Raw genomic sequence first — 24,339 nt, forward strand, 5'->3', positions numbered from 1 at the left:
GCGTCGATTGCGTCGCGCTGAAGGCGGCTGACGTCGGAGCAACACGACGCGGCGCGTAGCGTGCCGATCCGGTCGGGTCTCGATTACCTCGCGGATCGCGCGGATTCCGGTCGAATGGGCGGCGATTCGCGTCAACCATTGTCAAATTGCCGCCGCTGGCGGGGCGGCGCGTGCACAATGCGCGAAAGCGTCGGCGTGCGCGCCGGCGTGGGGCGTAGCCGGCGCGAACACGGAAACTTCCCGGCTATCCGGGCATTTCGCCGGGCAGGATCGCGGTCGAGCCTGGCTCGCCGTGCGGCCGTAACGGGGCGCCGGTCCGATGGCCGCGGCGCAGTGCGACACACGCGATGCGGGCGGGGAGGGCTTCCGTCGCGCGGCGCGTGTGCCCAGAACAGTGCTGAAGAACGATATTCGACCATGGCCATTCGCTCGACCTACCTGATCCTGCCCGCCGTCGCGATGCTGTTTTCCGGCTGCGCGATGCTGTCGTCGTCACAGGAAAGCAAGCTGACCTGCCACATTCCGCGTGCCGTCTATCCGGATACCGCGAAGCCGCTCACGCGTCCGGTGACCGTGCTGGTGCGTGCGTTGATGACGACGTCCGGCGAAGCGCAGAACGTCACCGTGACGACGAGCAGCCGCAATGCGGCGGCCGATCGCGCGGCCGTCGAAGCGATGACGCACGCGACCTGTGCGCAGACGGGCGCGACCGCGAATCCGTTCCTGCTGACCCAGCCGTTCGTGTTCGAGCCGCAGCGCGGGCAGTGATGTGCGGACGGCGCGCTGCGCGCCGTTTTCCGTCCGTTTTTGCCGCTGGCCGGCGGCCCCGTTTCGCGCGGCCGTTGCGCCGCGCATGCCCGATGTTCAGTGCTGCGGCATCAGGTTCGCGCCGCGGCAGGCCGGTTCGGCCGAATTGCGCAGCCCGAGCATCGTGAATCCGTTGCGCTCCTGGCGAATCAGCGCATAGCGCCGCGCGACCGTTTCCCCGCTCTTGCCCGTCAGATCCAGTTCGACCTGAAAGCGGTCCTTGCTGTCCGAGCAGCCGCGCACGGGGCCGTACGCGAAGCCGGTATCGGGCGCCTTGCTTTCCGCGTTGAATGCCTGTCGGGTTTTCAGCGCGGCCGCTGCTGCGGCGGGCTCGCTCCATTCGCGCGCAAGCGCATCGTCCACCTTCAGCCATTCGTCGACGAAATCCCGGCCGTTGAGCGCCGCGGGCTGCACGCGTTGCACGGTGTCGCCGTCGACGCGGTAGCGGAAGATGCCCGGCCGAGTAATGACTTCGCTGTCGAGCGAGCCGACCGTCGTGCGCAGCTCGAAGCCGTCTGGGCGCACCTTGAACCGGATCGCGTCGTCGTCGATCACGTAGCCGTGTTCGGTACGGAACAGCGTGCGTTGCGCGGTCGAGCCGTTTGCCGGTGCGACCACGTCCGCGCCGAACCGGCTCCAGCGCGACGAGCACCACGGCGTGCCGTGGACGACGGCGACCTGCCCGCCGGGCAGCGCCGAGAACCAGAAGCCGCCGCCGTAGGCGCCGCCGATGTCCTTGTAATCGTCGGCCTGCCAGCGCAGCACGCGCCGCCAGCCGCCGTTTTCCCATGCGTACGCGGTGAGCAGGTTGTCGTCGCCGCACGCGATGTCGAAGCCGGCTCGTACGAACAGAAGTGGGCGGGACGTGCCGCCGCGCTCGACATCGACGTCCGGATTGCGGCCGAACGCCGATTCGCCGTTTTTCGGCGCGGCCGACTGGGCCGGCACGCCGAGCGCAGCCGCGAACGTGCGTTTCAGTGCTGCCTGGTCGACGTGTTCGTCGCTGCACGCGAGCCGTGCGTCGATCGCGCCGACGAGCGCCTGCTTGTATGCGCGAAGCGCGTCGCGCAGCGGCGGCGAGACGTCGACGTTGCCGCCGCCATCGCCTTGCGGATTGCGGACCTGCTGGACGAGGTGCTGCGCGTCGATTGCCGCGCGTGCGGCGGTGTCGGCGGCGGGGCAGGTGCCGGCCGCGAACGCGGCGGCCGGTGTGGCGGCAATCCACAGCGAGAGCGCGGCGTAATGCAGCGTCTTCATCATCGAATGGTTTCTCAGGTTGTAGCGAGGGGGTTCAGTCTTTTGAAGCGGGGGCATTTCGCATCGGGAATGACAGCTTCTTCAGTCTCGCGCCGAGCAGCGAATAGAGCGTGTTCGTATCCGGATCGAAGTACTTGCTGCGATAGATCGTCTCGTCGTCAGTCTGTTTCCAGGTCTTGCCAGCATCAGTGCTACTGAACATCCGGGCGACCGGTGGATCATCGATCGCCTGCTTGGGATCGATCGCGTACACGAGCAGCAAGCCGTCGCGGCCCACGTCGAGGCCACCCAGAATGAGCTTCTTGTCGAACGTCGCCACTTGCCGGACATGCTCGGGTTGCGCGTTCGTCCATGTGGAAAGTACGCCGGTCCGGTGTCCGCGCTCCCGTGCTGCGTCGATGTTGCTCTCATTGTCGAGGCGGGACAGCGCGTAAAGCGCGTAGCTCCCCGCCGTGGCAGGTGTCGACTCGAGCCGGACGACTGTCTGGTCCGGCAGGACGGCATCCGGGACGAACGCCTGCTGATCCGGGGCGAGCCGATATATGACGCTGCGGGCAGGGGCTGTTGCCGATCGATCGACATGGTAAGCCACTCGCAGTACGCCGTCCGGGCCCAGGCTCACACCTTTGAACTGGCGCCGAGTTTCACCGGGGACAATCGCGCCCGGCGGTGGCGCGATCTGCTTCCAGGATTCGCCGCCGTCGGATGTGCGTCGGACGGTAGGGCCCCAGCCGATCGCGTAGCCGTGCTCCGCATCGATGAAAAGGAATTGATCGATATCTTCGTGCTCGGGCCATTCGAGCCGTGACCAATGGCGGCCGCCGTCGAGCGATTTCCAGACTCGGGTTTGATGCGGGACGAGATCGTCTGTAGTACGCGCAGACGTGTAGCTCATCCAGCTGGCACTGATCAAGTGGATGTTCCCGTCGCGCGAATGCCACCATGCGGTTTTCTGGCCGGGTGCCTGAAAGTAGCGCTGCAGCCCGTGATCGATCGTGCCGCGGAAGAAATTCGCGGTTCGCCGATTCAGCGTTTCTCCCGCATTGTTCATCCACGCTTCGGTGGGTTCGGCGACCATCGGTCTTTTCCACTCGCTGGCAGGCTTCAGCGTAATCACGGGATCGGAGACCGTGAGCGACATGATCGTGCTGCCATCAAGGTAGAAATCCCCACCACCCACCGGCGGGTCCGGCCACGTGACCTCCGACGAAACGGTTTCCCATCGAGGGCCCGTGCTTTCGTACAGAAAAGCTAGCGCGGCGCTGCCGAGCGCGATGGCGGCCAGTCGCTTCAATTTGGATCGATTGCGCATGGGGACCGACGGAAGTCGAAGGACGAATTCGGGTTGGCGCTTGACTGGCCTCGCGCGCGACGGTTTTGCCTGATCACTGAACCGCGCCGTTATGTTTGCTCGTGCGACCGGTTATGTCGCGGGCTTCGTCGAGTTCTGCGGACGCAGCCCGCGCCAAGCACGTCGGGCGGCAATCAGAATTGCCGCTTCCTCAGCGTGTAGGCAAACACCGAGTAGAGCGTATTCGATTCAGGATCAAAGTAGCCGCCCTGCGAAGCCTTGTCGGTGGTCTGCTGCCACGTTTTGCCGTCGTCGGTGCTGCTGATGGTCAGGTCGATGGGCGAGCCACCGCCGTTGGCGGTGTTGGGATCGGTAGCGTGGACTAGCACGACGCCGTTGCGCCCCGCGCTCAGCCCGTTGAGCGTCAAGTGGCCTTCGAATGTGTGCAACTCCCGGATGTGATCGGGGTGCTCGCTGGTCCAGGCTGAAATGACACCTGCACCGTGGCTGCCGCCGGATTCACCACTCGCGCGCGACAGCGCATACAGGGTGTAATCTCGAGCGGGGGCCGGCGGTGATTCGAGGCCGACGACGACTTGTCCGGGCAGCACCGCTTCCTGGGTGAAGTCCTGCTGATCCCAGCCGAGCCGACTGACGATGCCGGTCGGTTGCGGATGCGCGACGTCGGCGCTCAGATAGGCGACGCGCAATGTGCCGTCCGGGCCGAGGTTGGTACCGTCGAAAGTTCTACGCGACTTCCCCTGGACGATCGCGCCTGGAGGCTCCTTGATTTCCTGCCACGATTGGCCACCGTCTGCCGTTCGCCAGACGTGTGGCCCCCAGCCGATCGCGTAGCCACGTTGAGCATCGATGAACAGCAACCGGCTGATGTTATGGTCCGCCGGCCACTGGAGCTGGGACCAGTGCTGGCCGCCATCGCTCGATTTCCAGAGCTTGGTGGTCTGAGGGACCGCGCCGTCGTCGGGGCGAGGCGCCTTGTAATCCATCCAGCCGGTACTGACGTACAGGACGCGCCAGTCGGGCGAGTACCACCATGACGCGGTCTGGCCCGGTTGCTGGAAGTGACGTGCGACGCTGCCGCCCAGGGTGCCGCGCAGGAAACTGACGGTGGACCGGTTCAGGCGCTCGTTCGAGTCGTCCATCCACGATTCGGCGAACTCCGCGACGTCAGGGTTCTTCTGCTCGCTTTCAGGCTTGAACGTGAGTTCCGGTCTCGCAACCTTCAACGACATGAAGTCGTTGCGTTGCACGCGAAATGCGCCTGCGCCGTACGGCTTGTCGTTGCGCATGAATTCGGTCGATACCGTTTCCCACCCTGAAGTCATTTCCGTATATCCGTAAATAGCGATCGGCAGAACAAGAACGCATCCCGCGATCAAAAGCCATCGTTTGCCTTTTCGCATGTCACTTCACCAGCAGTCTTCCGAGCGCCTTGCCGACCGGATCGTCGACATCCCATTCCTCGGTCTTTTTCCGGAGAACGGGGATGCCCGAATCGAAAGCCTGCCCCCACGTCTTTCCTTCGCCCCATTCCTGGATGTTCGGACGCATCCCGATCTTGACGAGATCCGTGATCGGCAGGTCCGCCAATCCTCCGTCAAGGTAGGCCATCGGGTGCGTCTTGAACGCGAACTCCTTGAATTTTTCGTTGTTCATTTCCAGTTCGAATTGCGGCCAGGTCATATCGACCCCGCCGTTCCCCGGTGTCGGGCTGGCCATCTGGATCGTATTGCCCATCATGTTCTGGTTCAGGCCGTCTTCCATGTTGGCCTGGAGCAGCTTCCGCGCCTTGTTCAACCACGCTTTCCCCTGGGCGGACAGTCGCGGGAGAAGGTTGGCGCCATAGTCGGAGCAATAGTAGTAGCCGTAGCTGATGTAGTAATCGGGCGGTTTATGTCCGCATCCGATATGACGCATCATGAAGTTTCCATGCCGCGACCAGTCGGAATCCGAACTGCCAGGCTCGATCAGTTGCTCGCGCCGATGCAGGAGGCGGTGCGCGACATCGGAGTCGGTCCATGGGTCCCACGAGAGGGCGAAGCCCTTGATGGTCGACCAAATGCTCGACATGCTGACCTTTTCAACCGTTTCCAGATAGGCGCCGTGAAGCGGTCGATAGTAGAACGGACAGGTGCCGACGATCCATTTCGGCGCCGGCGTTACATGCTTGTCACAGATATTGATCTCTACCTTCGGCCGATCCTTGTACCCCGTCGGCGTCAGCATCCCCGAGCCGGTCCCGAGCACCTTTTCCTGTTGTCCGTCAGCCATTCGATTTCCCTAGAAACTTGACGACGACGTCATGGGGCACATGGCTCTGTGTGAGCCCCGTCTCTCCCGCCGCGTTGGTGACGCCTTCCGAGAGCAGCTTGCCGTTCGAGAACATCTGATAGCGCGTGTTCGCGACCGGAATGTCGGTGCCGGCCCAGTGCGCGATGAACGCCTGATCGTAGTTGCCGGTCGAGTTCGGCAGCGCCGGCATGGTTTGCGACAGGTGGGTGGGGCCGCTGAACGCATGCTGCGCACCCTTGATGTCGATCTTGCCGGGCGCGTGCACTTCGATGTTGCCGTCGGCGATGCGGATGTAGGCGCCGCCGGACGTGAGCAGGATTTCCTTGGCCGCGGCACCTTCGATCGATTGCGTGACGGCGATCAGCTTCAGCGCCTTCTGTGCGGTCAGCTCGATGTTGTCCGCGTGCGCCTGGACTTCGACCTTGCCCTTGCCGGCGAACAGCTTCATCCCCGCGTTCTGTGCGAACAGGCTGATCCGGTCGAGGACGCTCGCGATCAGCGATTTTCCGGCGGCGACGTGCGTGCTTTGCCCGCTGACGAGGTTGATGTGCTGGTCCGCGGCAAGCTGCGTGGACTGCTGCGTGGACATCGCGATGCCGGCCGGGCTGCCGAACAGCATCACGGGCTCCTTGAACGCATTGGCGCTGCCGGTTCCGCCGCCGGCGGTTCGGCCACCCGATGCATTGCCGCTCACGCTGTTCTGCGTCGCGTCGGTGAACTGCTTCAACGCCGCGTGGCCGGGGTCGAGCGACTCGCCTTGATGCTGGGTGCCGACATCCGACATCGCCTCCATCAGGCCTTCCGCGCGGACGAGTTGCTGTTGCGTCTCCTCGACATCGAGCGGTTGGCTTGCCGGCCGTTTCGGATGCGTCGTGACGTACAGCCCGCGGTTCGCGCGAACTGCGCCGAAGGCGTCGGATCGCAGGTCGAAACCGCTGCCGAGATAGCTGCCGCGGTTATTGCCTGTGTGATCGATCAGGTAGCCGAGGTGCAGATGCGCGTTGGCCTGGCTGCTGTACAGGTGAATGCGGTTTTGCGCTGTCGCGTCGTCGAGCACCAGCTGGTTGTAGCCGGCGCCCGCATATTCCTTCGACCGGTATCCGGACAGGATGCCGTTGCTGTGCCATTGCGGGCTCGTCGCGCCGTTGTACAGCTTTCCGACGACGATCGGGCGATCGCAGTCGCCGCCGAGAAAGTCGATCAGCACTTCTTCGCTGCTGCGGTGGGGGTGAACGGCGCCATAGCCGTTGCCCGAATCGGACGCGGCGGCACGCAGCCAGCACGACGCCTTTTCGTCGCCGTCGTTGAGGCGATCCCAGTGGAAGCGGACCTTGATCCGGTTGAGTTCGTCGGTATGGACTTCCTCGCCTTGCGGCGCGACGACGATCGCCGATTGCAGATGCATCGGCGGTTTCGCATGCTCGAACGGGCTGCGGAACGGCACCGTCGTGCGCTGCGCTTCGATGCTGACCTGGAAAAAGCCCTCGCTGCCGTCCGGATGGGAAACGCGCGACAGGTCCGGGCCGCTCGACTGCACGATGTCGCCGATTTCGGCCTGCAGGCTGTGCGGGAACCCGGCCTGCGGATCGGCGACGGGCAGATTGTTCGCGATGATCCACGCAGTCTCGATCACGGCGAATTCGCGCTGGCCGGCATCATCCTTGTCGTGCGCGGGGTGTTCGGCCAGTTCGAAAGTGCGTCCCGCGTCCATGCGGCGCACGCCGCCGATGCCATGAAAGCGCTTCGCGTGCGACTCCTGCTCCTCCATCCAGATTTTCGATAGATGGTCGCCGCGGGACTGTTCGGGGTAGGTATAGGCGCCCGTGTATTCGTAGACTTCGAGTTGCTGCGGCAGGTCGCCCTGGTTCGCGATCGTCGGCGTATGGGTTGCCTTCGGATTCGATGCTGTGGGCGGCTGCTTGTAGTCGAACGTGCGCGTGGTGCGTGCGACGCTTCGCAGCGTTCGGGAGCCGGAGAACTGGACGAGTGAATCGGCTTCGTCTTTTGCGCCGGCGTGATGAAAGCGGACTGTTTGTGGCGACAGCGCGAGTAGCGCGTCAATCCGGTCGACGACGACGAGTTTGTGCGACTTGCCGTCGTCCGCCTGCTCCCAGAAGCCGTACAGGCCTTCCGATTCCATCAGGCGATGCATGAAATTCCAGTCGTCTTCGTATTGCATGCAGAACGAGCGGGACGGCAGCGGCTGGTAGAGCTTGAAGGTGAAGCGCCCCTTGGCCTGCGGGTGCTGGTTCAGCACGTCGGCGATGATGTCGTCTGCCGACCGGTCCTGCCAGATGCGCTGATCGCGGCGGAACTTCAGGAAGTGCAGGAACGACGCAAAGACGATCTGATAGTGCGTGACGCCGCTGTCCGATCCGAGCCGGCGGGCGGCATGTACGTAGCCGTGGTGAGGTGCGTACGACCGGTCGGCCTGCTGGATCCACAGCGTCACCGGCTGGGCGATCAGTTTCTTGAGTTCGAGGTTGTCCGATACCGAGACGGTATCGACGGTGAACTCGAAATGGCGCCCGAGCCGCGATCGTCCCTTGACGCGATGCGGCAGCAGGACGTCGGGGCCGAGCGGCGTATCCAGTTTGACAAGCCGCTCGTGCTGAACCGGTCCGGCCAGCAATGCGCTTCTTGACGCTTGCGAATTCATCACCAGTGCTCGCTTTTTTTGTGCTGGTTCGCACGCTCTCCCGTGCGGAATCCGGTAATTGTATGAGAAAAACCGGTTCTATCTCGAATTTACAGGCGGGCGGTCCCTGGCTTCAACCCACCGCGTCTTCCGCCTTCCAGTCCCCCGACTTCCCGCCGCGCTTCTCCCGCACGCTTACATCCGTGATCACCATCCCGCGATCCACGGCCTTGCACATGTCGTAGACGGTCAGCAGCCCGACCTGGACGGCCGTCAGCGCTTCCATCTCGACGCCGGTCCGGCCGAACGTCTCGACCTGCACGACGCAATGCACGCCCGGCAGCGCGTCGTCGAGTTCGAAGTCGACGGCCACGCGCGTCAGCGCGAGCGGGTGGCACAGCGGAATGAGATCGGCCGTGCGCTTCGCGCCCTGGATCGCCGCGATGCGCGCGACGCCGAGCACGTCGCCCTTCTTGGCCTTGCCGTCGCGGATCAGCGCGAACGTGGCCGGCAGCATCCGGATCGTGCCGCGCGCGATCGCGATGCGTTGCGTTTCCTGCTTGCCGCCGACGTCGACCATGTGCGCATGGCCGGCGGCATCGAAATGGGTGAGTCCTGACATGGCTTCCTCTAGTGGAACGGAGTGCGCTCGCACGTCCGTCGATCCTGCTTCGCGATCGGCCGGGCGCCGAATCAGGTATCGGCGCTAAGAACCGATCCAACCTCTCAACGGGCGCCTATCATAGCAGCGGCGTTCGCGTCGCCGCAGGCGCAGATGACGCACGTTCGGCACGGGACAGTCGTCTCGGCGCCGGTACAATGACCCGAATATTCAGACCAAACGCCGCGATGCGCGCCGGTGCGCGGGACGGCGTCGTTTTTCATCCTGCCATGCGTGTCAAACAGTTGCTTGCCGTGTCGCTGTCGGCGGCGCTCGTGCTGCCGCCGGGCGGCCATGCGCAGAGCGCATCCGCGCCACCGCTCGAGCCGGCGGCCGGCGGCTCGACGTCGATTTCCACCGTGCCGTCCGGCATCGCGACCGGCGTATTCGGCACGTACGGCGGCGCGGAGAGCCGGTTGTCGGGCGCGGGCGGTGCGTCGGTGCCAGTCGCGAGCCTGCGCGCGCCGCTGCGTGCGCTGGAGCTGCCCGATCTCGGCGACGGCTCCGGCGGCTCGCTGACGCCGCGCGCCGAGCGCCGGCTCGGCGAGCGCGTGATGCGAGAAGTGCGGCGCGATCCCGACTATCTCGACGACTGGCTCGTGCGCGACTATCTGAACGCGATGGCGGCGCGGCTCGCGGCCGCGGCGGCGGCGCGCTACATCGGCGGCTACACGCCGGACTTCGACCTGTTCCCGGTGCGCGATCCGCAGATCAATGCGTTCTCGATGCCGGGCGGCTTCATCGGGATCAACAGCGGGCTGGTCGTGACGACGCAGACGGAGTCGGAGCTCGCATCGGTGGTCGGCCATGAGATGGGCCACGTGCTGCAGCGGCACATCGCACGGATGATCGGCGCGAGCGAGAAGTCCGGCTACACGGCGCTCGCGACGATGCTGCTCGGCGTGCTGGCCGGCGTGCTCGCGCGCAGCGGCGATCTCGGCAGCGCGATCGCGATGGGCGGGCAGGCGTATGCGGTCGACAACCAATTGCGCTTCTCGCGCTCGGCCGAGCGCGAGGCCGATCGCGTCGGCTTCCAGCTGCTCGCGGGGGCCGGCTACGACCCGTACGGGATGCCGGGCTTCTTCGAGCGGCTCGATCGCGCGTCGATGGGCGATGCGGGCGTGCCGGCCTATGCGCGCACGCACCCGCTGACCGGCGAGCGGATTGCCGACATGGAGGACCGTGCGCGCCGCGCGCCGTACCGGCAGCCGCGCCAGTCGGCCGAATACGGGTTCGTGCGCGCGCGGCTGCGCATCCTGCAGAACCGGGCGCCGACCGACATCTCGGCCGAGGCGCGCCGGATGCAGCTCGAGATCGACGATCGCACGGCCCCGAACGTCGCGGCGAACTGGTACGGCATCGCGCTCGCGCACACGCTGCTCGGCCAGTACGACGCGGCGGACAAGGCGCTCGCGTCGGCGCGCGGCGCGTTCGATGCGCGCGAGCGGCGCGACGACGACCCGGCGAGCAGCTCGCCGAGTCTCGACGTGCTGGCCGCCGACATCGCCCGCCGCGCGGGCCGAACCGACGACGCGGTACGGCTCTCGGCGCTCGCGCAGCGGCGCTGGCCGGCGTCGCACGCGGCGATCGTCGCGCACCTGCAGGCGCTGATCGCGGCGCGCCGCTTCGCCGAAGCGCAGACGCTCGCACGGGCGCAGGCCAAGGCCGACCCCGAACAGCCGGACTGGTGGGATTACCTCGCGAAGTCGAGCGACGGCAAGGGCGACGTGCTCGCGCGGCGCCGGGCGCTGGCGGAGAAACTGGCGCTCGACGGCGCGTGGCCGTCGGCGATCCGGCAACTGAAGGAAGCGCGCGACGCGAAGGACGTGTCGTTCTACGAGCAGTCGATCATCGGCGCGCGGCTGCTGGAATTCGAGGCGCGCTACAAGGAAGAGCGCGACGACGAGAAGAACGGCCGCGGGTAGCGGCCGCCGCGCGGCGCACGCGGACGCCGTCGCGACGGGTCAGCAGCCGCTGCCGGCCGCGTCGCGCGCGTGACGCGCCGGGCTCGCGACGTAGCCGAACCGGCCGGGCACGTCGGCGCACGCGATGCTGCCGAGCGGCAGCGTGCGGCCGTCGCGCCAGCGCAGCACGGGCGGCTCGGCATCGAAATCCGCGTGATCGGAGAACAGCCCGAGGTCGTGATCGTGCAGCGCCGCGATGCGCGCGGGGGTGCCGGCCTCGCGAAACAGCACGCCGCCGCCGTCGTCGAGCCAGACCGCATCCGGTTCGAACGGGGCGCCCGTTTGGTCGGTGAGCGCAAGCTGCCCGTCGCGTTCGGCGAGCCGGACGACCCACGGTGTATACGCGAGTTCGACGTACACGCGCTGCGGCCCGTTCTGGAAGAACCACTGGCCCTGCGCGTCGCATGCATAGTTGCGGCCGATGAACGCGTTCAGCGCCGCATGCCGGACCGGCGAGCCGAGCTCGCCGGCCGCCTGCGCCGCGTCGTCGCGCAGCCGCCAGGCGCCGCGCCGGTCGAGCAGCAGCCAGCCGGTGCAATCCGGCACGTTCGGCCATTTGGCGAGCGCCTGCCTGACGATGTCATCCATGGTCGACGAATCTCGAGCAATAGCCGAACACCCGCGCCGACAGCCAGTCGAGGCGGCCGGGGAACGGCCCGGTCATGAAACCCGCATGGCCGCCGTGCGCGGGCTGGTCGAGCTCGACGGCCGGCGACACGTCGGCCGGGCCCGGCAGCGCCGATTCGGGCAGGAACGGATCGTTGCGGGCGTTGAGGATCAAGGTCGGCACGTCGATCGCGGGCAGCAGCGGCCGCGTGGTCGCCTTCGTCCAGTAGTCGTCCGCGTTCGCGAAACCGTGCAGCGGCGCGGTCACGACCTCGTCGAAGTCGCGCATCGTCACGGCCTGCAGCATCGCTTCGCGGTCGAACAGGCCCGGATACTGGTCGAGCTTGGCGAGTGCCTTGCGTTTGAGCGTCTTCAGGAAGCTGCGCGTATAGACCATCGCGAACCCCTGCGACAGCGCGCGGCCGCCCGCGTGCACGTCGATCGGCGTCGAGATCGCGGCGGCGGCATGCACGATCGACGTGTCGCTGCGGTGCTCGCCGAGCCAGCGCAGCAGCACGTTGCCGCCGAGCGACACGCCCGCCGCGACCAGCGGCCCGCGATGCTGCGCGGCGAGCCGGCGCAGGATCCAGTCGACCTCGGCGCTGTCGGCGAGATGGTAGAAGCGCGGCTGGCGGTTGATCTCGCCGCTGCAACTGCGGAAGTGCGGCACGACGGCGTGCCACCCCTTCGCGCGCGCGGTCGCCATCATCGCGAGCGCGTAGTGCGAGCCGGAGCTGCCTTCGAGGCCGTGGAACAGCACGAACAGCGGCGCGTCGGGCGCCGGCGCCGCGCTGTCGAGATGCGCGACCCAGTCGAGATCGATGAAGTCGTGGTCGGGGGTTTCCCATCGCTCTCGCCGGTAAGCGACAAGCGGACGCCGCGCGAACAGCGCGGGCACGATGGTTTGCACATGGCTGTTGGGCAGCCAGCGCGGTGCGCGATAGCGCAATGAATCGTCGTCGGGGGCCGGGGCCCCGGTCAGCGGCGAGGTGGGCGGAGAAGCCGTACTCATGATCGCCCCGCTAATGCGTTGCTTCGTTCTTCGTCAGTGCAGCGGACCCTGCCCGTGACGGATCTTCGCGGCGAATTGTCCGGCCGCTCGTTCAGGAATCGGGCTCGCGTGGATGTGCGCGATGCGCCATTCGCCGCGTTCGTGAATCATCACGTACGTCGCGAAAACCATGTCGGGTTCGGCCGTCAGGTCGGCCTGCTGATGCGCTTCGGCGATCGTATAGACGACCGTGCCGAGGCTGTCGTACACGCGGATGTCGAGCGGCTCGATCGTGACCGGACGCGTCGCGAGCCGATTGGCGAGCCCCCCGCGGATCTGGTCGAGGCCGTGCAGATGCTCGCCGTCCGCCCATACGCAGCTGGCGAAATCCTCGTCGATCCACAACGCCAGCAGCGCGTCGAGATTGGCATCCGCGACGGCCTGGTAGTAGGCGTTCAGCGTATCGGCAGCGGCTTCGAAAAGACGGGCAAAACGTGGCATCGGGGTTGTCTCTCGCGCGCATCGCGCGCCATATTCAGCACGGCGGCCCGGATCGAGCCGCCGCACACCGGTGAATCGGATTGCCCGGCGCGCCGTGCGACGCTGCCGGTCAGGGTCAGCGCTGCCCGACGAGCATGCCGCGCAAATCGCCGAATACCTGCTCGGGACCGAGTTCGCGCAGGCACTTCAGATGGCCGAGCGGGCACTCGCGTTCGAAGCAGGGACTGCATTCGAGATGCAGCCATTGTACCTTCGCCAGGTCCGACAGCGGAGGGGTGTGGCGCGGATCGGTCGATCCGTACAGCGCGACGAGCGGCCGGCGCAGCGCGGCGGCGACGTGCATCAGGCCCGAATCGTTGGTGACGACCGCGTTCGCGCGCGCGATCAGCGCACACGCCTCGGACAACGACGTCTGCCCGCACAGGTTGCGCACGTTCGGCGCGTGGTCGGCGATCGCCTGCGCGGCCGCGGCATCCTTCTGCGAGCCGAGCGCGACGATCTGCGTATACGGGAACGACTGGTGGACGATGGTCGCGAGCGACGCGAAATGCTCGGGCGGCCAACGCTTGGCCGGGCCGTATTCGGCGCCGGGGCAGAACACGACGAGCGGCTTGCGCGTATCGAGATTGAAACGTGCGGACACGCGCGCCGTCTCGTTCAGGTCGGCGTCCAGGCGCGGCGCGGGCAGCGTCTTCATCGACTCGGGCAGCTTCGCCCCCGGCGCGTACGCGAGCGCCGCGTAATGGGTCGTCATCGGCGGCCGCTCGCCCGACTTGGTCGGATTCGCGTGCCGCACGTTCAGCAGCCCGTAGCGGTGCTCGCCCGTATAGCCGATCCGCAGCGGGATGTTCGCGAGCCACGGGATCACCGCGGACTTCAGCGAATTCGGCAGCACGTACGCCGCGTCGTAGCCGACGTCGCGCAGGTCGCTCGCGAGCTGCCAGCGGCGCAGCAGTTGCAGCTTGCCGTGCGCGAGATCGGTCGCGTAGACATCGTGGATCTCGGGCATCCGCTCGAGCACGGGCGCGACCCACGAGGGCGCGACGGCATCGATCGCGATGCGGGGATGGAGCTTTTTCAGCAGCGCAAAAAGCGGCTGCGCCATCAATGCGTCACCGATCCAGTTCGGTGCGATAACCAGCGCTCGACGCATCAGGTCGACTTCCGATGTCGTAATGAAGCACGGCGCACGGGCGCCGCGTTCGGGTTGCCAGAATGGGGAAGGGCGGCGCGCCGGACCTCCGGCTGCGCCGCCTTGCGGATAGGCGGGCCCTCGGGCCCGGCCGTCGTGGCTCAGTGGCCCTTGACGACCTCGCCGTCGCGCAGCTTGTAGCGCGTGCCGCAGTACGGGCAGCGCGCCTCGCCGTGCGACACGTCGATGAAGACGCGCGGGTGAGCGCTCCAGCGCGCCATGGCCGGGTTCGGGCAGTAGGCGGGAAGATCCTTGGCCGTCAGCTCGACCAGCGGCATTTCCTTGATTTCACTCATGAGACTTTCTCTTATCACTCTTTTGTGGGGCGGTCGGTGGCGCGGCGCGCTCAGACCTTCGTCAGCCAGTGCGCGTACTTCGCGTTCTTGCCCGACACGATATCGAAAAACGCCGACTGGAGCTTTTCCGTGACGGGGCCGCGTGCGCCGCTGCCGATCGTGCGGTTGTCGAGCTCGCGGATCGGCGTGACTTCGGCGGCCGTGCCGGTGAAGAACGCTTCGTCGGCCGTGTAGACCTCGTCGCGCGTGATGCGCTTCTCGATCACGTCGATGCCGGCGTCCTTCGCGAGCGTGATGACCGTGTCGCGCGTGATGCCGTCCAGGCACGACGACAGGTCCGGCGTGTACAGCTTGCCGTTGTTCACGAGGAAGAAGTTCTCGCCGGAGCCTTCCGACACGTAGCCGTCGACGTCGAGCAGCAGCGCTTCGTCGTAGCCGTCGGCCGTCGCTTCCTGGTTCGCGAGAATCGAGTTCACGTACCAGCCCGACGCCTTCGCGCGCACCATCGACACGTTCACGTGATGGCGCGTGAACGACGAGGTCTTCACGCGGATGCCCTTCGCGAGGCCCTCTTCGCCGAGGTACGCGCCCCACGGCCACGCGGCGATCGCGACGTGGATCGTGTTGCCCTTCGCGGCCACGCCGAGCTTTTCCGAGCCGACCCAGATGATCGGGCGCAGGTAGCACGACTCGAGCCGGTTCTCGCGCACGACCGCGAGTTGCGCGGCTTCGAGCGTTTCGCGGTCGAACGGCACGTCCATCTGGAAGATCTTCGCCGAATTCAGCAGACGTTTGGTGTGCTCGCGCAGGCGGAAGATCGCGGTGCTGCCGTCGGCCGCCTTGTACGCGCGCACGCCCTCGAAGACGCCCATGCCGTAGTGCAGCGTGTGGGTCAGGACGTGGATCTTGGCGTCGCGCCAGTCGATCAGCTTGCCGTCCATCCAGATCTTGCCGTCGCGGTCGGCCATTGACATAGGATTCTCCTGGAAGCGGTGGGGTGCTGCGGGGTGTATGCAGCGTTGAGCCGGAAAGACGCTTATTTTAGCGTCATTTGGTGGCGATCCGGTCGGCCGGCGCGGGGCCGGCGCTATAATCGTCCGGTACCGATTCCAATAACGATGGGTCGCACCGGCAGGAGGCGCCGGCGGCCCCATGAACCGCCCGCTGCGGCCCGCTTTCCGATGCTCGCTCGATTGTCCGCCACCGACCGCTTCGCGCTGATCCAGGGCGCGCGCGACTATTCCCCGACACTGATGGCGATCCTGTCCTGGGGTCTCGTCACCGGCGTCGCGATGAGCAAGTCCGTGATGACGCTCGGGCAGGCGAGCGCGATGTCGCTGTTCGTCTACGCGGGCTCGTCGCAGCTCGCGGTGCTGCCGCTCCTCGCGGCGAAGCTGCCGATCTGGACCGTGCTGCTCACGGCCGCGATGGTCAACCTGCGCTTCGTGATCTTCAGCGCCGGGCTGGCGCCCCATTTTTCCTACCTGCCGCTGTGGCGGCGCCTCGCGATCGGCTATTTCAACGGCGACGTGATCTACCTGCTGTTCCAGAAACAGGGCTTCGCGTACGGCCGCGTGCCGGGCAAGGAAGCGTATTTCTGGGGGATGGCGCTCGCGAGCTGGGCGTCGTGGCAGGTGTCGTCGCTCGCCGGCATCCTGCTCGCGAGCATCTTTCCCGCGAGCTGGGGGCTGGAGCTGGCCGGCACGCTCGCGCTGATCCCGATCATGGTGTCGGCGGTCGCGAACCGCTCGACGCTCGCGGCCGTCGCGGTCGCCGGGATCGTGTCGCTGGTCGCGTTCGACCTGCCGTACCGGCTCGCGCTGCCGCTGGCGGTGTTCGCCGCGCTCGCGGCCGGCTGCGCGGCCGATTTCTTCGTCGAGCGGGCCGACTGGCGGCGCATCCGTACCGAAACCGTGCACGAAAAGGACATCGAATGAGCGCGACCGAGATCTGGATCGTCATCGTCGGGATGACGATCGTCACGGCCGTCACCCGCGCGCTGTTCCTGATCGGCGGCGAGCGCACCGTGCTGCCCGAGCGCGCGCAGCGCGCGCTGCGCTACGCGCCGGCCGCCGCGCTGGTCGCCGTCGTGCTGCCCGACGTGCTCGAAACGCCGGCCGGGCTGTCGTTCGCGCTGTCCAACCATCCGTTCTACGCAGCGCTCGCCGGCTTCGGCTGGTTTTTGTGGCGGCGCAGCATGCTCGGCACGATCGTCGTCGGCATGCTCGTGTTCACCGCGCTGCGCCTGATCTTCTGATGAGCAGCCATTCCGGCTTGCCGGGCGCCGGATGCCTGCGTCCGGGTATTGCTGCATTGCGGCAAAACGGCGGTTCCGGCGCGCGATCCCAAATAGGCGGAATTCGCCGCCGCACGGGTCAGTCTGCCGGGTGGATCGGCTAGAATGCCCGTTCAAGATTTTTTACCCGTGCGCGTCATGCGAACCGCCAGCCACGGCCGCATCCGGCGCCCTTTCGCGGCAGCCCGCGCACGTCCAGCGTGAACCCCCTTTCCCCATCCACTACTTCAATCTGTTCAACATGAGCCAAGTCAAGCGTCTTACCGACCTGATCGCCGCCGGCCAGCTCGCCGGCAAGCGGGTGTTCATCCGTGCCGACCTGAACGTCCCGCAGGACGATCACGGCAACATCACCGAGGACACGCGCGTGCGTGCGTCCGTGCCCGCCATCCAGGCCGCGCTCGATGCCGGCGCGGCCGTGATGGTCACGTCGCACCTCGGCCGTCCGACCGAGGGCGAATTCAAGCCGGAAGACTCGCTCGCGCCGGTCGCGAAGCGTCTCGCCGAACTGCTCGGGCGCGACGTGCCGCTCGTGGCGAACTGGGTCGAGAACGGCGTGAACGTCGCGCCGGGCCAGGTCGTGCTGCTCGAGAATTGCCGCGTGAACAAGGGCGAGAAGAAGAATTCGGACGAACTCGCGCAAAAGATGGCGAAGCTCTGCGACGTGTACGTGAACGACGCGTTCGGCACCGCGCACCGTGCGGAAGCGACCACCCATGGGATCGCGAAGTACGCGCCGGTCGCATGCGCGGGCCCGCTGCTGGCGGCCGAACTCGACGCGCTCGGCAAGGCGCTCGGCAACCCGGCGCGCCCGCTGGTGGCGATCGTCGCCGGCTCGAAGGTGTCGACCAAGCTGACCATCCTGAAGTCGCTGGCCGGCAAGGTCGACCAGCTGATCGTCGGCGGCGGCATCGCGAACACGTTCATGCTCGCGGCCGGCCTGTCGATCGGCAAGTCGCTCGCGGAAGCCGATCTCGTCGCCGAGGCGAAGGCGATCATCGACGAAGCGCGCGAGCGCGGCGCGTCGGTGCCGATCCCGACCGACGTCGTCACCGCCAAGGAATTCTCGCCGACGGCCGCAGCCACGGTGAAGCAGGTCGCCGACATCGAGGCGGACGACATGATCCTCGACATCGGCCCCGATACGGCCAAGGCGCTCGCGAGCCAGCTCGAGAAGGCCGGCACGATCGTGTGGAACGGGCCGGTGGGCGTGTTCGAGTTCGACCAGTTCGGCAACGGCACCAGGACGCTCGCCGAAGCGATCGCCAAATCGTCCGCGTTCTCGATCGCGGGCGGCGGCGACACGCTCGCGGCCATCGCGAAGTACGGCATCCACGACCAGGTCAGCTATATCTCCACGGGCGGCGGCGCCTTCCTCGAGTTCCTCGAGGGGAAGAAGCTGCCGGCGGTGGAAGTGCTCGAAACGCGGGCGGCCTGAGCGTGGCGACGCGCGCAGGGGCGACCAAGGCCGCGCGCTCCGCGAAAGCGGAGCAGCCGGCCGGCGCGGGCAAGCGCAAACGCGCGCCCGCGCGGGCGAACACCGCCCCGCGCGCACCGGCGGCCGCCGGCGACGCGGCCGTGCAGCACCACGAGATTCAGAACAAAGCGATGCCGGGCGCGAGCACCGGCACGCCCACCGGAGCGACGGCCGCTGGGCCTGCCGCTTCCGGCTCTCGCAGCGTTTCACCCAGCGCATCCACCTTGATCCAGATGAGGAGTTTCATGCAGCGCGCCACCAAGATAGTCGCCACGATCGGCCCGGCCTCCAGTTCGCCGGAGATTCTGCTGCAGATGATGCAGGCGGGCCTCGACGTCGTGCGGCTCAATTTTTCGCACGGCACGGCCGACGATCACCGCCAGCGCGCCGAGATGGTGCGCGAGGCCGCCCGCAAGATTGGCCGCGAGATCGCGATCATGGCCGACCTCCAGGGCCCGAAGATCCGCGTCGGCAAGTTCGAGAACGGCAAGACCACGCTCGAGCCGGGCCAGGCTTTCATCCTCGATGCGGGCTGCGAACTCGGCAACGACGAGCGCGTCGGCCTCGACTACAAGGAACTGCCGCGCGACCTGAAGCCGGGCGACCTGCTGCTGCTGAACGACGGCCTGATCGTGCTGACCGTCGAGCGCGTGCTCGGCGACGAGATCCACACGACCGTCAAGGTGGGCGGCGAGCTGTCGAACAACAAGGGGATCAACCGCCAGGGCGGCGGCCTGTCGGCTCCGGCGCTGACCGCGAAGGACATGGAAGACATCCGCACCGCGATGTCGCTCGGCGCGGATCTGGTGGCGGTGTCGTTCCCGAAGAACGCGACCGACATGGAAATGGCGCGCCAGCTCGCGAACATCGCGGGCGCGCCGTACGGCATCAAGCCGAAGATGATCGCGAAGATCGAGCGCGCGGAAGCGATTCCGGCGCTGCAGAGCATCCTCGACGCGTCCGACGGCATCATGGTCGCGCGCGGCGACCTCGCGGTGGAAGTGGGCAACGCGGCCGTGCCGGCGCTGCAGAAGCGGATGATCCGGATGGCGCGCGAGTCGAACAAGCTCGTGATCACCGCGACGCAGATGATGGAATCGATGATCTACGCACCGGTGCCGACCCGCGCGGAAGTGTCGGACGTCGCGAACGCGGTGCTCGACGGCACCGACGCGGTGATGCTGTCGGCCGAGACGGCCGCCGGCAAGTACCCGGTCGTCACGATCGAGACGATGGCGGCCGTGTGCGTCGAGGCGGAAAAATCGGAGCACGTCGAGCTGGACAAGGATTTCCTCGACCGCACGTTCACGCGGATCGACCAGTCGATCGCGATGGGCGCGCTGTTCACCGCGTATCACCTCGGCGCGAAGGCGATCATCGCGCTGACCGAATCGGGCGCGACCGCGCTGTGGATGTCGCGTCACTACACGCACGTGCCGATCTTCGCGCTGACGCCGCGCGTCGGCAGCGAGCGCACGATGGCGCTGTACCGCAACGTGACGCCGCTGCACGTCGACTTCAACAGCGACCGCGATTCGGCGCTGCAGGCGGCGCTCGAGATCGTCGTCAAGCAGGGTTACGTGCAGCATGGCGACATGGTCGTGCTGACCGTCGGCGAGCCGATGGGGCAGGCGGGCGGCACCAACACGCTGAAGATCGTGCGGGTCGGCGAGCACTATTGAGCGCCGGCCGGGCCGCATCGAGCCGGCCGGAATCGATCCGGCACTGTTTTTTGCGCGAAAGCCGCGCGGGGTCCGAAGCCCCGCGCGGCTTTTTTTCTTCTTTTTGGCCGCATTGTGCCGTGCGAACGTAACAAATTGCGAGCGGGCGCCACTCGGCGGTCGGAATCGGAGGCGCTTCGCGATAAAATGCGGCTATTCGACGCTCAGCCGCGCCGTGCCGCCCCGGTCTGGACCGGGAGCGAGCGCCGCGCCGGCGTCAGGGCGCACCGGTTTTCATTCCAAGGAGTTCCACAATGCCTCTCGTATCAATGCGTCAATTGCTGGACCACGCGGCAGAGCACGGTTACGGCCTGCCGGCCTTCAACGTGAACAACCTGGAGCAGATCCAGGCGATCATGGCGGCGGCGGATCAGGTCGGCGCGCCCGTGATCATGCAGGCATCGGCCGGCGCGCGTAAGTATGCGGGCGAGCCGTTCCTGCGCCACCTGATCGAAGCCGCGGTCGAATCGTATCCGCACATCCCGGTCGTGATGCACCAGGATCACGGCCAGTCGCCGGCCGTCTGCACGGCCGCGATCCGCAGCGGCTTCACGAGCGTGATGATGGACGGTTCGCTCGAAGCCGACGGCAAGACGGTCGCGTCGTACGAGTACAACGTCGACGTGTCGCGCAAGGTCGTCGAGATGGCGCACTCGATCGGCGTGACGGTCGAGGCCGAACTCGGCGTGCTGGGCTCGCTCGAGACGATGAAGGGCGACAAGGAAGACGGCCACGGCGCGGAAGGCACGATGACCCGCGAGCAGCTGCTGACCGATCCGGAGCAGGCCGCCGACTTCGTGAAGCTCACGCAGTGCGATGCGCTCGCGATCGCGATCGGCACGTCGCACGGCGCGTACAAGTTCTCGAAGAAGCCGACGGGCGACATCCTGTCGATCCAGCGCATCAAGGAAATCCACGCGCGCATCCCGAACACGCACCTCGTGATGCACGGTTCGTCGTCGGTGCCGCAGGAACTGCTGGCCGAGATCCGCGAATTCGGCGGCGACATGAAGGAAACCTACGGCGTGCCGGTCGAGGAAATCCAGGAAGGCATCAAGCACGGCGTGCGCAAGATCAACATCGACACCGACCTGCGTCTCGCGATCACCGGCGCGATCCGCCGCTACCTGTTCGAGAATCCGGGCAAGTTCGATCCGCGCGACTACCTGAAGCCCGCGCGCGAAGCCGCGAAGAAGGTGTGCGTCGACCGTTACCTCGCGTTCGGCTGCGAAGGCCAGGCCGGCAAGATCAAGCCGGTGTCGCTCGACAAGATCGCCGAGCAGTACAAGTCGGGCGCGCTCGCACAGGTCGTGCGCTGAGACTGTAGTACGATTGCCCCGCCCGGTTTTGCCGCCGGGCATGGGCTGGCCGCCGGGCTGGCCGGATCCGATCCGGCCCCGGCAGCCGTTCCGTCCGGCCGAACGAGGGCCGGCCGGCAGCCGTCCGGGCGCTGCGCCCGCCGGTTCGCCGACGTATTGCAAGACCGCCGTTCCCGCCTGCCGCGGGGAACGGCGTTTCCCTTTTTGTTTGGCTCCTTATCTGCGAAAAGACGATGTCTACCCTTTACGAATCCACGCTCCGCTCGCTGCCGCTCCTCGGTCGCGGCAAGGTTCGCGATAACTACGCGGTCGGCAACGACAAGCTCCTGATCGTCACGACCGATCGCCTGTCGGCCTTCGACGTGGTGATGGGCGAGCCGATTCCGAACAAGGGCCGCGTGCTGAACCAGATGGCGAACTTCTGGTTCGACAAGCTCGCGCACATCGTGCCGAATCACCTGACGGGCGACGCGCCGGAAGCGGTCGTCGCGGCCGACGAGGTCGAGCAGGTAAAGGGCCGCGGCGTGGTCGTCAAGCGCCTCGAGCCGATCATGATCGAAGCGGTCGTGCGCGGCTACCTGGCCGGCAGCGGCTGGAAGGAATACCAGGCGTCGGGCGCCGTCTGCGGCGTGCAGCTGCCGGAAGGCCTGCAGAACGCGCAGAAGCTGCCCGAGCCGATCTTCACGCCGGCCGCGAAGGCCGAGATGGGCGAGCACGACGAGAACATCACGTTCGAGGAAACCGAGCGCCGCATCGGCACCGAGCTGGCCGCGACGATCCGCGACATCTCGATCCGCCTGTACAAGGAAGCGGCCGACTACGCGGCGACGCGCGGCATCATCATCGCCGACACGAAGTTCGAATTCGGCCTCGACAACCACGGCAAGCTGTACCTGATGGACGAAGTGCTGACCGCCGATTCGTCGCGCTTCTGGCCGGCCGACCAGTACGAAGTCGGCACGAACCCGCCGTCGTTCGACAAGCAGTTCGTGCGCGACTGGCTCGAGGCGCAGCCGTGGGGCAAGACGGCGCCGGCGCCGGCGCTGCCGGCCGACGTCGTCGAGAAGACGGCCGCGAAGTACCAGGAAGCGCTCGAGCGCATCACGGGCCAGTCGCTCGCCTGACGGAGCTTTGCATGGGACCGGAGTAAGTGCCGAAGCACTGACTCCGATCGACAGGAACACACGAAATGAATGAAAAGCAAACTGCCCACACGCACAGCGCGCCGCTCGTCGGCGTGCTGATGGGTTCGAGTTCCGACTGGGACGTGATGAAGCATGCGGTCGCCGTCCTGCAGGAATTCGGCGTGCCGTACGAAGCGAAGGTCGTGTCCGCGCACCGGATGCCCGACGAGATGTTCGACTATGCGGAGAAGGCGCGCGAGCGCGGGCTGCGCGCGATCATCGCGGGCGCCGGCGGCGCCGCGCACCTGCCCGGCATGCTGGCCGCGAAGACCACGGTACCCGTGCTCGGCGTGCCGGTCGCGAGCAAGTATCTGAAGGGTGTCGATTCGCTGCACTCGATCGTGCAGATGCCGAAGGGCGTGCCCGTCGCGACGTTCGCGATCGGCGAGGCCGGCGCCGCGAATGCCGCGCTGTTCGCGGTGTCGATCCTGTCCGGCAATTCGGTCGACTACGCGAACCGGCTCGCGGCGTTCCGCGTGCGCCAGAACGAAGCCGCGCACGCGATGGTGCTGCCGCCGCTGGAATGACGGCGTGGCGCGCGGCCGCACGAGGCGGCCGGCGCCGGATTTTCCCACTGCGGCGGGCATTTCCGCGTTCCGCCGCGACCGACCACTGACATGACCGCAACTCCTGATTCCGTTTCCCCGATCCTGCCCGGCGCGTGGCTGGGCATGGTCGGCGGTGGCCAGCTCGGCCGCATGTTCTGCTTTGCCGCCCAGTCGATGGGCTATCGCGTCGCCGTGCTCGATCCCGATCCGGCGAGCCCCGCCGGCGCGGTCGCCGATCGCCATCTGCGCGCGGCGTACGACGACGAAGCCGCACTCGCCGAACTGGCGGACCTGTGCGAGGCCGTATCGACGGAATTCGAGAACGTGCCGGCCGCGAGCCTCGATTTCCTCGCGCGCACGACGTTCGTCGCACCGGCCGGCCGCTGCGTCGCGGTCGCTCAGGACCGGATCGCGGAGAAGCGTTTCATCGAGGCGTCGGGCGTGCCGGTCGCGCCGCACGTCGTGATCGAATCGGCGGCGGCGCTCGCCGCGCTCGACGATGCCGCGCTCGACGCGGTGCTGCCGGGCATCCTGAAGACGGCCCGCCTCGGCTACGACGGCAAGGGCCAGGTGCGCGTCGCCACCGCGCGGGAAGCGCGCGACGCGCATGCCGCGCTCGGCGGCGTGCCGTGCGTGCTGGAGAAGCGCCTGCCGCTGAAATACGAGGTGTCGGCGCTGATCGCGCGCGGCGCGGACGGCCGCTCGGCCGCCTTCCCGCTCGCGCAGAACGTGCATCACAACGGCATCCTCGCGCTGACGATCGTGCCGGCGCCGGCGGCCGGTGCCGCGCGCGTCGACGAGGCGCAGCAGGCGGCCGTGCGGATCGCCGATACGCTCGGCTACGTCGGCGTGCTGTGCGTCGAATTCTTCGTGCTGGAGGACGGCTCGTTCGTCGCGAACGAAATGGCGCCGCGCCCGCACAACTCCGGCCACTACACGGTCGATGCGTGCGCAACGAGCCAGTTCGAGCAGCAGGTGCGCGCGATGACGCGCATGCCGCTCGGCAACCCGCGCCAGCATTCGCCGGCCGCGATGCTGAACATCCTCGGCGACGTGTGGTTCCCCGACGGTGCGGCAGCCGATGCCGTCACGCCGCCGTGGGACACGGTCGCCGCGATGCCGGCCGCGCACCTGCACCTGTACGGCAAGGAAGAGGCGCGCGTCGGCCGCAAGATGGGTCACGTGAACTTCACGGCCGAGACGCGCGACGAAGCCGTAGCCGCCGCCAACGCGTGCGCGCAACTGCTGCGCGTGCCGCTCGACTGAGGCGCGGGCCG

23 protein-coding genes are annotated in these 24,339 nt (G+C 67.1%); 10 read left to right on the forward strand and 13 right to left on the reverse strand.

The genetic code is table 11. The features are described from left to right. The first annotated feature begins 417 nt into the window (after window positions 1–417). Window positions 418–768, forward strand: coding sequence for a TonB family protein (locus HWX09_RS20865; protein WP_027785323.1), 351 nt, complete (start codon window positions 418–420; stop codon window positions 766–768). Window positions 769–864: 96 nt separating this feature from the next. Here HWX09_RS20865 and HWX09_RS20870 read toward each other — a convergent pair whose 3' ends face one another. The 6 genes from HWX09_RS20870 to moaC all read right to left on the reverse strand — a co-directional run bounded on the left by HWX09_RS20870 (window position 865) and on the right by moaC (window position 8,928). Further along, window positions 865–2,067 (reverse strand): hypothetical protein, encoded by a 1,203-nt coding sequence (locus HWX09_RS20870; RefSeq protein ID WP_027785322.1) that lies wholly within the window; start codon window positions 2,065–2,067, stop codon window positions 865–867. 31 nt (window positions 2,068–2,098) lie between these two features. Continuing rightward, window positions 2,099–3,376 (reverse strand): glycosyl hydrolase, encoded by a 1,278-nt coding sequence (locus HWX09_RS20875; protein ID WP_051421406.1) that lies wholly within the window; start codon window positions 3,374–3,376, stop codon window positions 2,099–2,101. A 173-nt stretch (window positions 3,377–3,549) separates the two neighbouring features. Continuing rightward, entirely contained in the window at window positions 3,550–4,701 is a 1,152-nt protein-coding gene (locus HWX09_RS20880) for a hypothetical protein (RefSeq protein WP_027785320.1), read from the reverse strand. Between the two features lie 79 nt (window positions 4,702–4,780). Beyond that, window positions 4,781–5,647 (reverse strand): hypothetical protein, encoded by an 867-nt coding sequence (locus HWX09_RS20885; RefSeq protein WP_027785319.1) that lies wholly within the window; start codon window positions 5,645–5,647, stop codon window positions 4,781–4,783. After that, entirely contained in the window at window positions 5,640–8,327 is a 2,688-nt protein-coding gene (locus tag HWX09_RS20890; RefSeq protein WP_027785318.1) for a type VI secretion system tip protein VgrG, read from the reverse strand. Before HWX09_RS20890 ends, HWX09_RS20885 begins: the two co-directional genes overlap by 8 nt. A gap of 112 nt (window positions 8,328–8,439) precedes the next feature. Next, complete coding sequence (gene moaC, locus HWX09_RS20895; RefSeq protein ID WP_027785317.1) at window positions 8,440–8,928, reverse strand: cyclic pyranopterin monophosphate synthase MoaC; 489 nt, start codon at window positions 8,926–8,928, stop codon at window positions 8,440–8,442. Window positions 8,929–9,197: 269 nt separating this feature from the next. On the opposite strand from moaC, the gene HWX09_RS20900 reads away from it, so the two are divergent. Next, window positions 9,198–10,892: a M48 family metalloprotease gene (locus HWX09_RS20900; protein WP_027785316.1), complete on the forward strand. Its 1,695-nt coding sequence runs from the start codon at window positions 9,198–9,200 to the stop codon at window positions 10,890–10,892. 39 nt (window positions 10,893–10,931) lie between these two features. On the opposite strand, the gene HWX09_RS20905 is transcribed toward HWX09_RS20900, so the two are convergent. The 6 genes from HWX09_RS20905 to HWX09_RS20930 all read right to left on the reverse strand — a co-directional run bounded on the left by HWX09_RS20905 (window position 10,932) and on the right by HWX09_RS20930 (window position 15,491). Continuing rightward, window positions 10,932–11,519 (reverse strand): DUF2946 family protein, encoded by a 588-nt coding sequence (locus tag HWX09_RS20905; protein ID WP_027785315.1) that lies wholly within the window; start codon window positions 11,517–11,519, stop codon window positions 10,932–10,934. Beyond that, window positions 11,512–12,549: a hydrolase gene (locus HWX09_RS20910; protein ID WP_027785314.1), complete on the reverse strand. Its 1,038-nt coding sequence runs from the start codon at window positions 12,547–12,549 to the stop codon at window positions 11,512–11,514. The genes HWX09_RS20905 and HWX09_RS20910 overlap by 8 nt, the downstream gene beginning before the upstream one ends. 33 nt (window positions 12,550–12,582) lie before the next feature. After that, window positions 12,583–13,029, reverse strand: a complete 447-nt coding sequence (locus HWX09_RS20915; protein ID WP_027785313.1) for a nuclear transport factor 2 family protein — start codon at window positions 13,027–13,029, stop codon at window positions 12,583–12,585. 115 nt (window positions 13,030–13,144) lie between these two features. Then, entirely contained in the window at window positions 13,145–14,182 is a 1,038-nt protein-coding gene (gene waaF / locus HWX09_RS20920; protein ID WP_027785312.1) for a lipopolysaccharide heptosyltransferase II, read from the reverse strand. Window positions 14,183–14,322: 140 nt separating this feature from the next. Beyond that, window positions 14,323–14,517 carry a zinc-finger domain-containing protein gene (locus tag HWX09_RS20925; RefSeq protein ID WP_006749970.1) on the reverse strand — a complete coding sequence of 65 codons (195 nt, stop codon included), beginning with the start codon at window positions 14,515–14,517 and terminating at the stop codon, window positions 14,323–14,325. Between the two features lie 50 nt (window positions 14,518–14,567). Next, on the reverse strand, window positions 14,568–15,491 hold the full coding sequence (locus HWX09_RS20930) for a branched-chain amino acid transaminase (protein WP_027785311.1): 924 nt from the start codon (window positions 15,489–15,491) through the stop codon (window positions 14,568–14,570). A 207-nt stretch (window positions 15,492–15,698) separates the two neighbouring features. Between HWX09_RS20930 and HWX09_RS20935 the strand changes: the two genes are divergently transcribed. The 3 genes from HWX09_RS20935 (at window position 15,699) to HWX09_RS20945 (ending at window position 18,251) form a co-directional block, all read left to right on the forward strand. After that, window positions 15,699–16,454, forward strand: a complete 756-nt coding sequence (locus HWX09_RS20935) for an AzlC family ABC transporter permease (RefSeq protein ID WP_027785310.1) — start codon at window positions 15,699–15,701, stop codon at window positions 16,452–16,454. Further along, window positions 16,451–16,774, forward strand: coding sequence for an AzlD domain-containing protein (locus tag HWX09_RS20940; RefSeq protein ID WP_027785309.1), 324 nt, complete (start codon window positions 16,451–16,453; stop codon window positions 16,772–16,774). The genes HWX09_RS20935 and HWX09_RS20940 overlap by 4 nt, the downstream gene beginning before the upstream one ends. A gap of 280 nt (window positions 16,775–17,054) precedes the next feature. After that, entirely contained in the window at window positions 17,055–18,251 is a 1,197-nt protein-coding gene (locus HWX09_RS20945) for a phosphoglycerate kinase (protein WP_027785308.1), read from the forward strand. Between the two features lie 157 nt (window positions 18,252–18,408). Here HWX09_RS20945 and HWX09_RS33860 read toward each other — a convergent pair whose 3' ends face one another. Further along, complete coding sequence (locus HWX09_RS33860; protein ID WP_256980619.1) at window positions 18,409–18,537, reverse strand: hypothetical protein; 129 nt, start codon at window positions 18,535–18,537, stop codon at window positions 18,409–18,411. Here HWX09_RS33860 and pyk point away from each other — a divergent pair. The 5 genes from pyk (at window position 18,536) to HWX09_RS20970 (ending at window position 24,328) form a co-directional block, all read left to right on the forward strand. Further along, window positions 18,536–19,972, forward strand: coding sequence for a pyruvate kinase (gene pyk, locus HWX09_RS20950; RefSeq protein WP_027785307.1), 1,437 nt, complete (start codon window positions 18,536–18,538; stop codon window positions 19,970–19,972). The genes HWX09_RS33860 and pyk overlap by 2 nt on opposite strands. Before the next feature lie 293 nt (window positions 19,973–20,265). After that, window positions 20,266–21,330 carry a class II fructose-bisphosphate aldolase gene (gene fba, locus HWX09_RS20955; RefSeq protein WP_027785306.1) on the forward strand — a complete coding sequence of 355 codons (1,065 nt, stop codon included), beginning with the start codon at window positions 20,266–20,268 and terminating at the stop codon, window positions 21,328–21,330. A gap of 233 nt (window positions 21,331–21,563) precedes the next feature. Then, window positions 21,564–22,454, forward strand: a complete 891-nt coding sequence (locus tag HWX09_RS20960) for a phosphoribosylaminoimidazolesuccinocarboxamide synthase (RefSeq protein WP_027785305.1) — start codon at window positions 21,564–21,566, stop codon at window positions 22,452–22,454. Between the two features lie 65 nt (window positions 22,455–22,519). Next, a complete protein-coding gene (gene purE, locus HWX09_RS20965; RefSeq protein WP_027785304.1) occupies window positions 22,520–23,041 on the forward strand; it encodes a 5-(carboxyamino)imidazole ribonucleotide mutase in 522 nt (173 codons plus the stop codon). A 90-nt stretch (window positions 23,042–23,131) separates the two neighbouring features. Further along, window positions 23,132–24,328, forward strand: a complete 1,197-nt coding sequence (locus HWX09_RS20970; RefSeq protein WP_027785303.1) for a 5-(carboxyamino)imidazole ribonucleotide synthase — start codon at window positions 23,132–23,134, stop codon at window positions 24,326–24,328. Window positions 24,329–24,339 lie beyond the last annotated feature (11 nt).

Origin of the sequence: Burkholderia sp. BCC1208, from assembly GCF_902833095.1 — a bacterium.
Classification (GTDB): domain Bacteria; phylum Pseudomonadota; class Gammaproteobacteria; order Burkholderiales; family Burkholderiaceae; genus Burkholderia.

What these genes read in the sequence shown, in the direction of transcription:
- HWX09_RS20865 (WP_027785323.1), top strand. Translation starts at nt 418, where the DNA reads ATGGCCATTCGCTCGACCTACCTGATCCTGCCCGCCGTCGCGATGCTG.
- HWX09_RS20870 (WP_027785322.1), bottom strand. Translation starts at nt 2,067, where the DNA reads ATGATGAAGACGCTGCATTACGCCGCGCTCTCGCTGTGGATTGCCGCC.
- HWX09_RS20875 (WP_051421406.1), bottom strand. Translation starts at nt 3,376, where the DNA reads ATGCGCAATCGATCCAAATTGAAGCGACTGGCCGCCATCGCGCTCGGC.
- HWX09_RS20880 (WP_027785320.1), bottom strand. Translation starts at nt 4,701, where the DNA reads ATGACTTCAGGGTGGGAAACGGTATCGACCGAATTCATGCGCAACGAC.
- HWX09_RS20885 (WP_027785319.1), bottom strand. Translation starts at nt 5,647, where the DNA reads ATGGCTGACGGACAACAGGAAAAGGTGCTCGGGACCGGCTCGGGGATG.
- HWX09_RS20890 (WP_027785318.1), bottom strand. Translation starts at nt 8,327, where the DNA reads ATGAATTCGCAAGCGTCAAGAAGCGCATTGCTGGCCGGACCGGTTCAG.
- moaC (WP_027785317.1), bottom strand. Translation starts at nt 8,928, where the DNA reads ATGTCAGGACTCACCCATTTCGATGCCGCCGGCCATGCGCACATGGTC.
- HWX09_RS20900 (WP_027785316.1), top strand. Translation starts at nt 9,198, where the DNA reads ATGCGTGTCAAACAGTTGCTTGCCGTGTCGCTGTCGGCGGCGCTCGTG.
- HWX09_RS20905 (WP_027785315.1), bottom strand. Translation starts at nt 11,519, where the DNA reads ATGGATGACATCGTCAGGCAGGCGCTCGCCAAATGGCCGAACGTGCCG.
- HWX09_RS20910 (WP_027785314.1), bottom strand. Translation starts at nt 12,549, where the DNA reads ATGAGTACGGCTTCTCCGCCCACCTCGCCGCTGACCGGGGCCCCGGCC.
- HWX09_RS20915 (WP_027785313.1), bottom strand. Translation starts at nt 13,029, where the DNA reads ATGCCACGTTTTGCCCGTCTTTTCGAAGCCGCTGCCGATACGCTGAAC.
- waaF (WP_027785312.1), bottom strand. Translation starts at nt 14,182, where the DNA reads ATGCGTCGAGCGCTGGTTATCGCACCGAACTGGATCGGTGACGCATTG.
- HWX09_RS20925 (WP_006749970.1), bottom strand. Translation starts at nt 14,517, where the DNA reads ATGAGTGAAATCAAGGAAATGCCGCTGGTCGAGCTGACGGCCAAGGAT.
- HWX09_RS20930 (WP_027785311.1), bottom strand. Translation starts at nt 15,491, where the DNA reads ATGTCAATGGCCGACCGCGACGGCAAGATCTGGATGGACGGCAAGCTG.
- HWX09_RS20935 (WP_027785310.1), top strand. Translation starts at nt 15,699, where the DNA reads ATGCTCGCTCGATTGTCCGCCACCGACCGCTTCGCGCTGATCCAGGGC.
- HWX09_RS20940 (WP_027785309.1), top strand. Translation starts at nt 16,451, where the DNA reads ATGAGCGCGACCGAGATCTGGATCGTCATCGTCGGGATGACGATCGTC.
- HWX09_RS20945 (WP_027785308.1), top strand. Translation starts at nt 17,055, where the DNA reads ATGAGCCAAGTCAAGCGTCTTACCGACCTGATCGCCGCCGGCCAGCTC.
- pyk (WP_027785307.1), top strand. Translation starts at nt 18,536, where the DNA reads ATGCAGCGCGCCACCAAGATAGTCGCCACGATCGGCCCGGCCTCCAGT.
- HWX09_RS33860 (WP_256980619.1), bottom strand. Translation starts at nt 18,537, where the DNA reads ATGAAACTCCTCATCTGGATCAAGGTGGATGCGCTGGGTGAAACGCTG.
- fba (WP_027785306.1), top strand. Translation starts at nt 20,266, where the DNA reads ATGCCTCTCGTATCAATGCGTCAATTGCTGGACCACGCGGCAGAGCAC.
- HWX09_RS20960 (WP_027785305.1), top strand. Translation starts at nt 21,564, where the DNA reads ATGTCTACCCTTTACGAATCCACGCTCCGCTCGCTGCCGCTCCTCGGT.
- purE (WP_027785304.1), top strand. Translation starts at nt 22,520, where the DNA reads ATGAATGAAAAGCAAACTGCCCACACGCACAGCGCGCCGCTCGTCGGC.
- HWX09_RS20970 (WP_027785303.1), top strand. Translation starts at nt 23,132, where the DNA reads ATGACCGCAACTCCTGATTCCGTTTCCCCGATCCTGCCCGGCGCGTGG.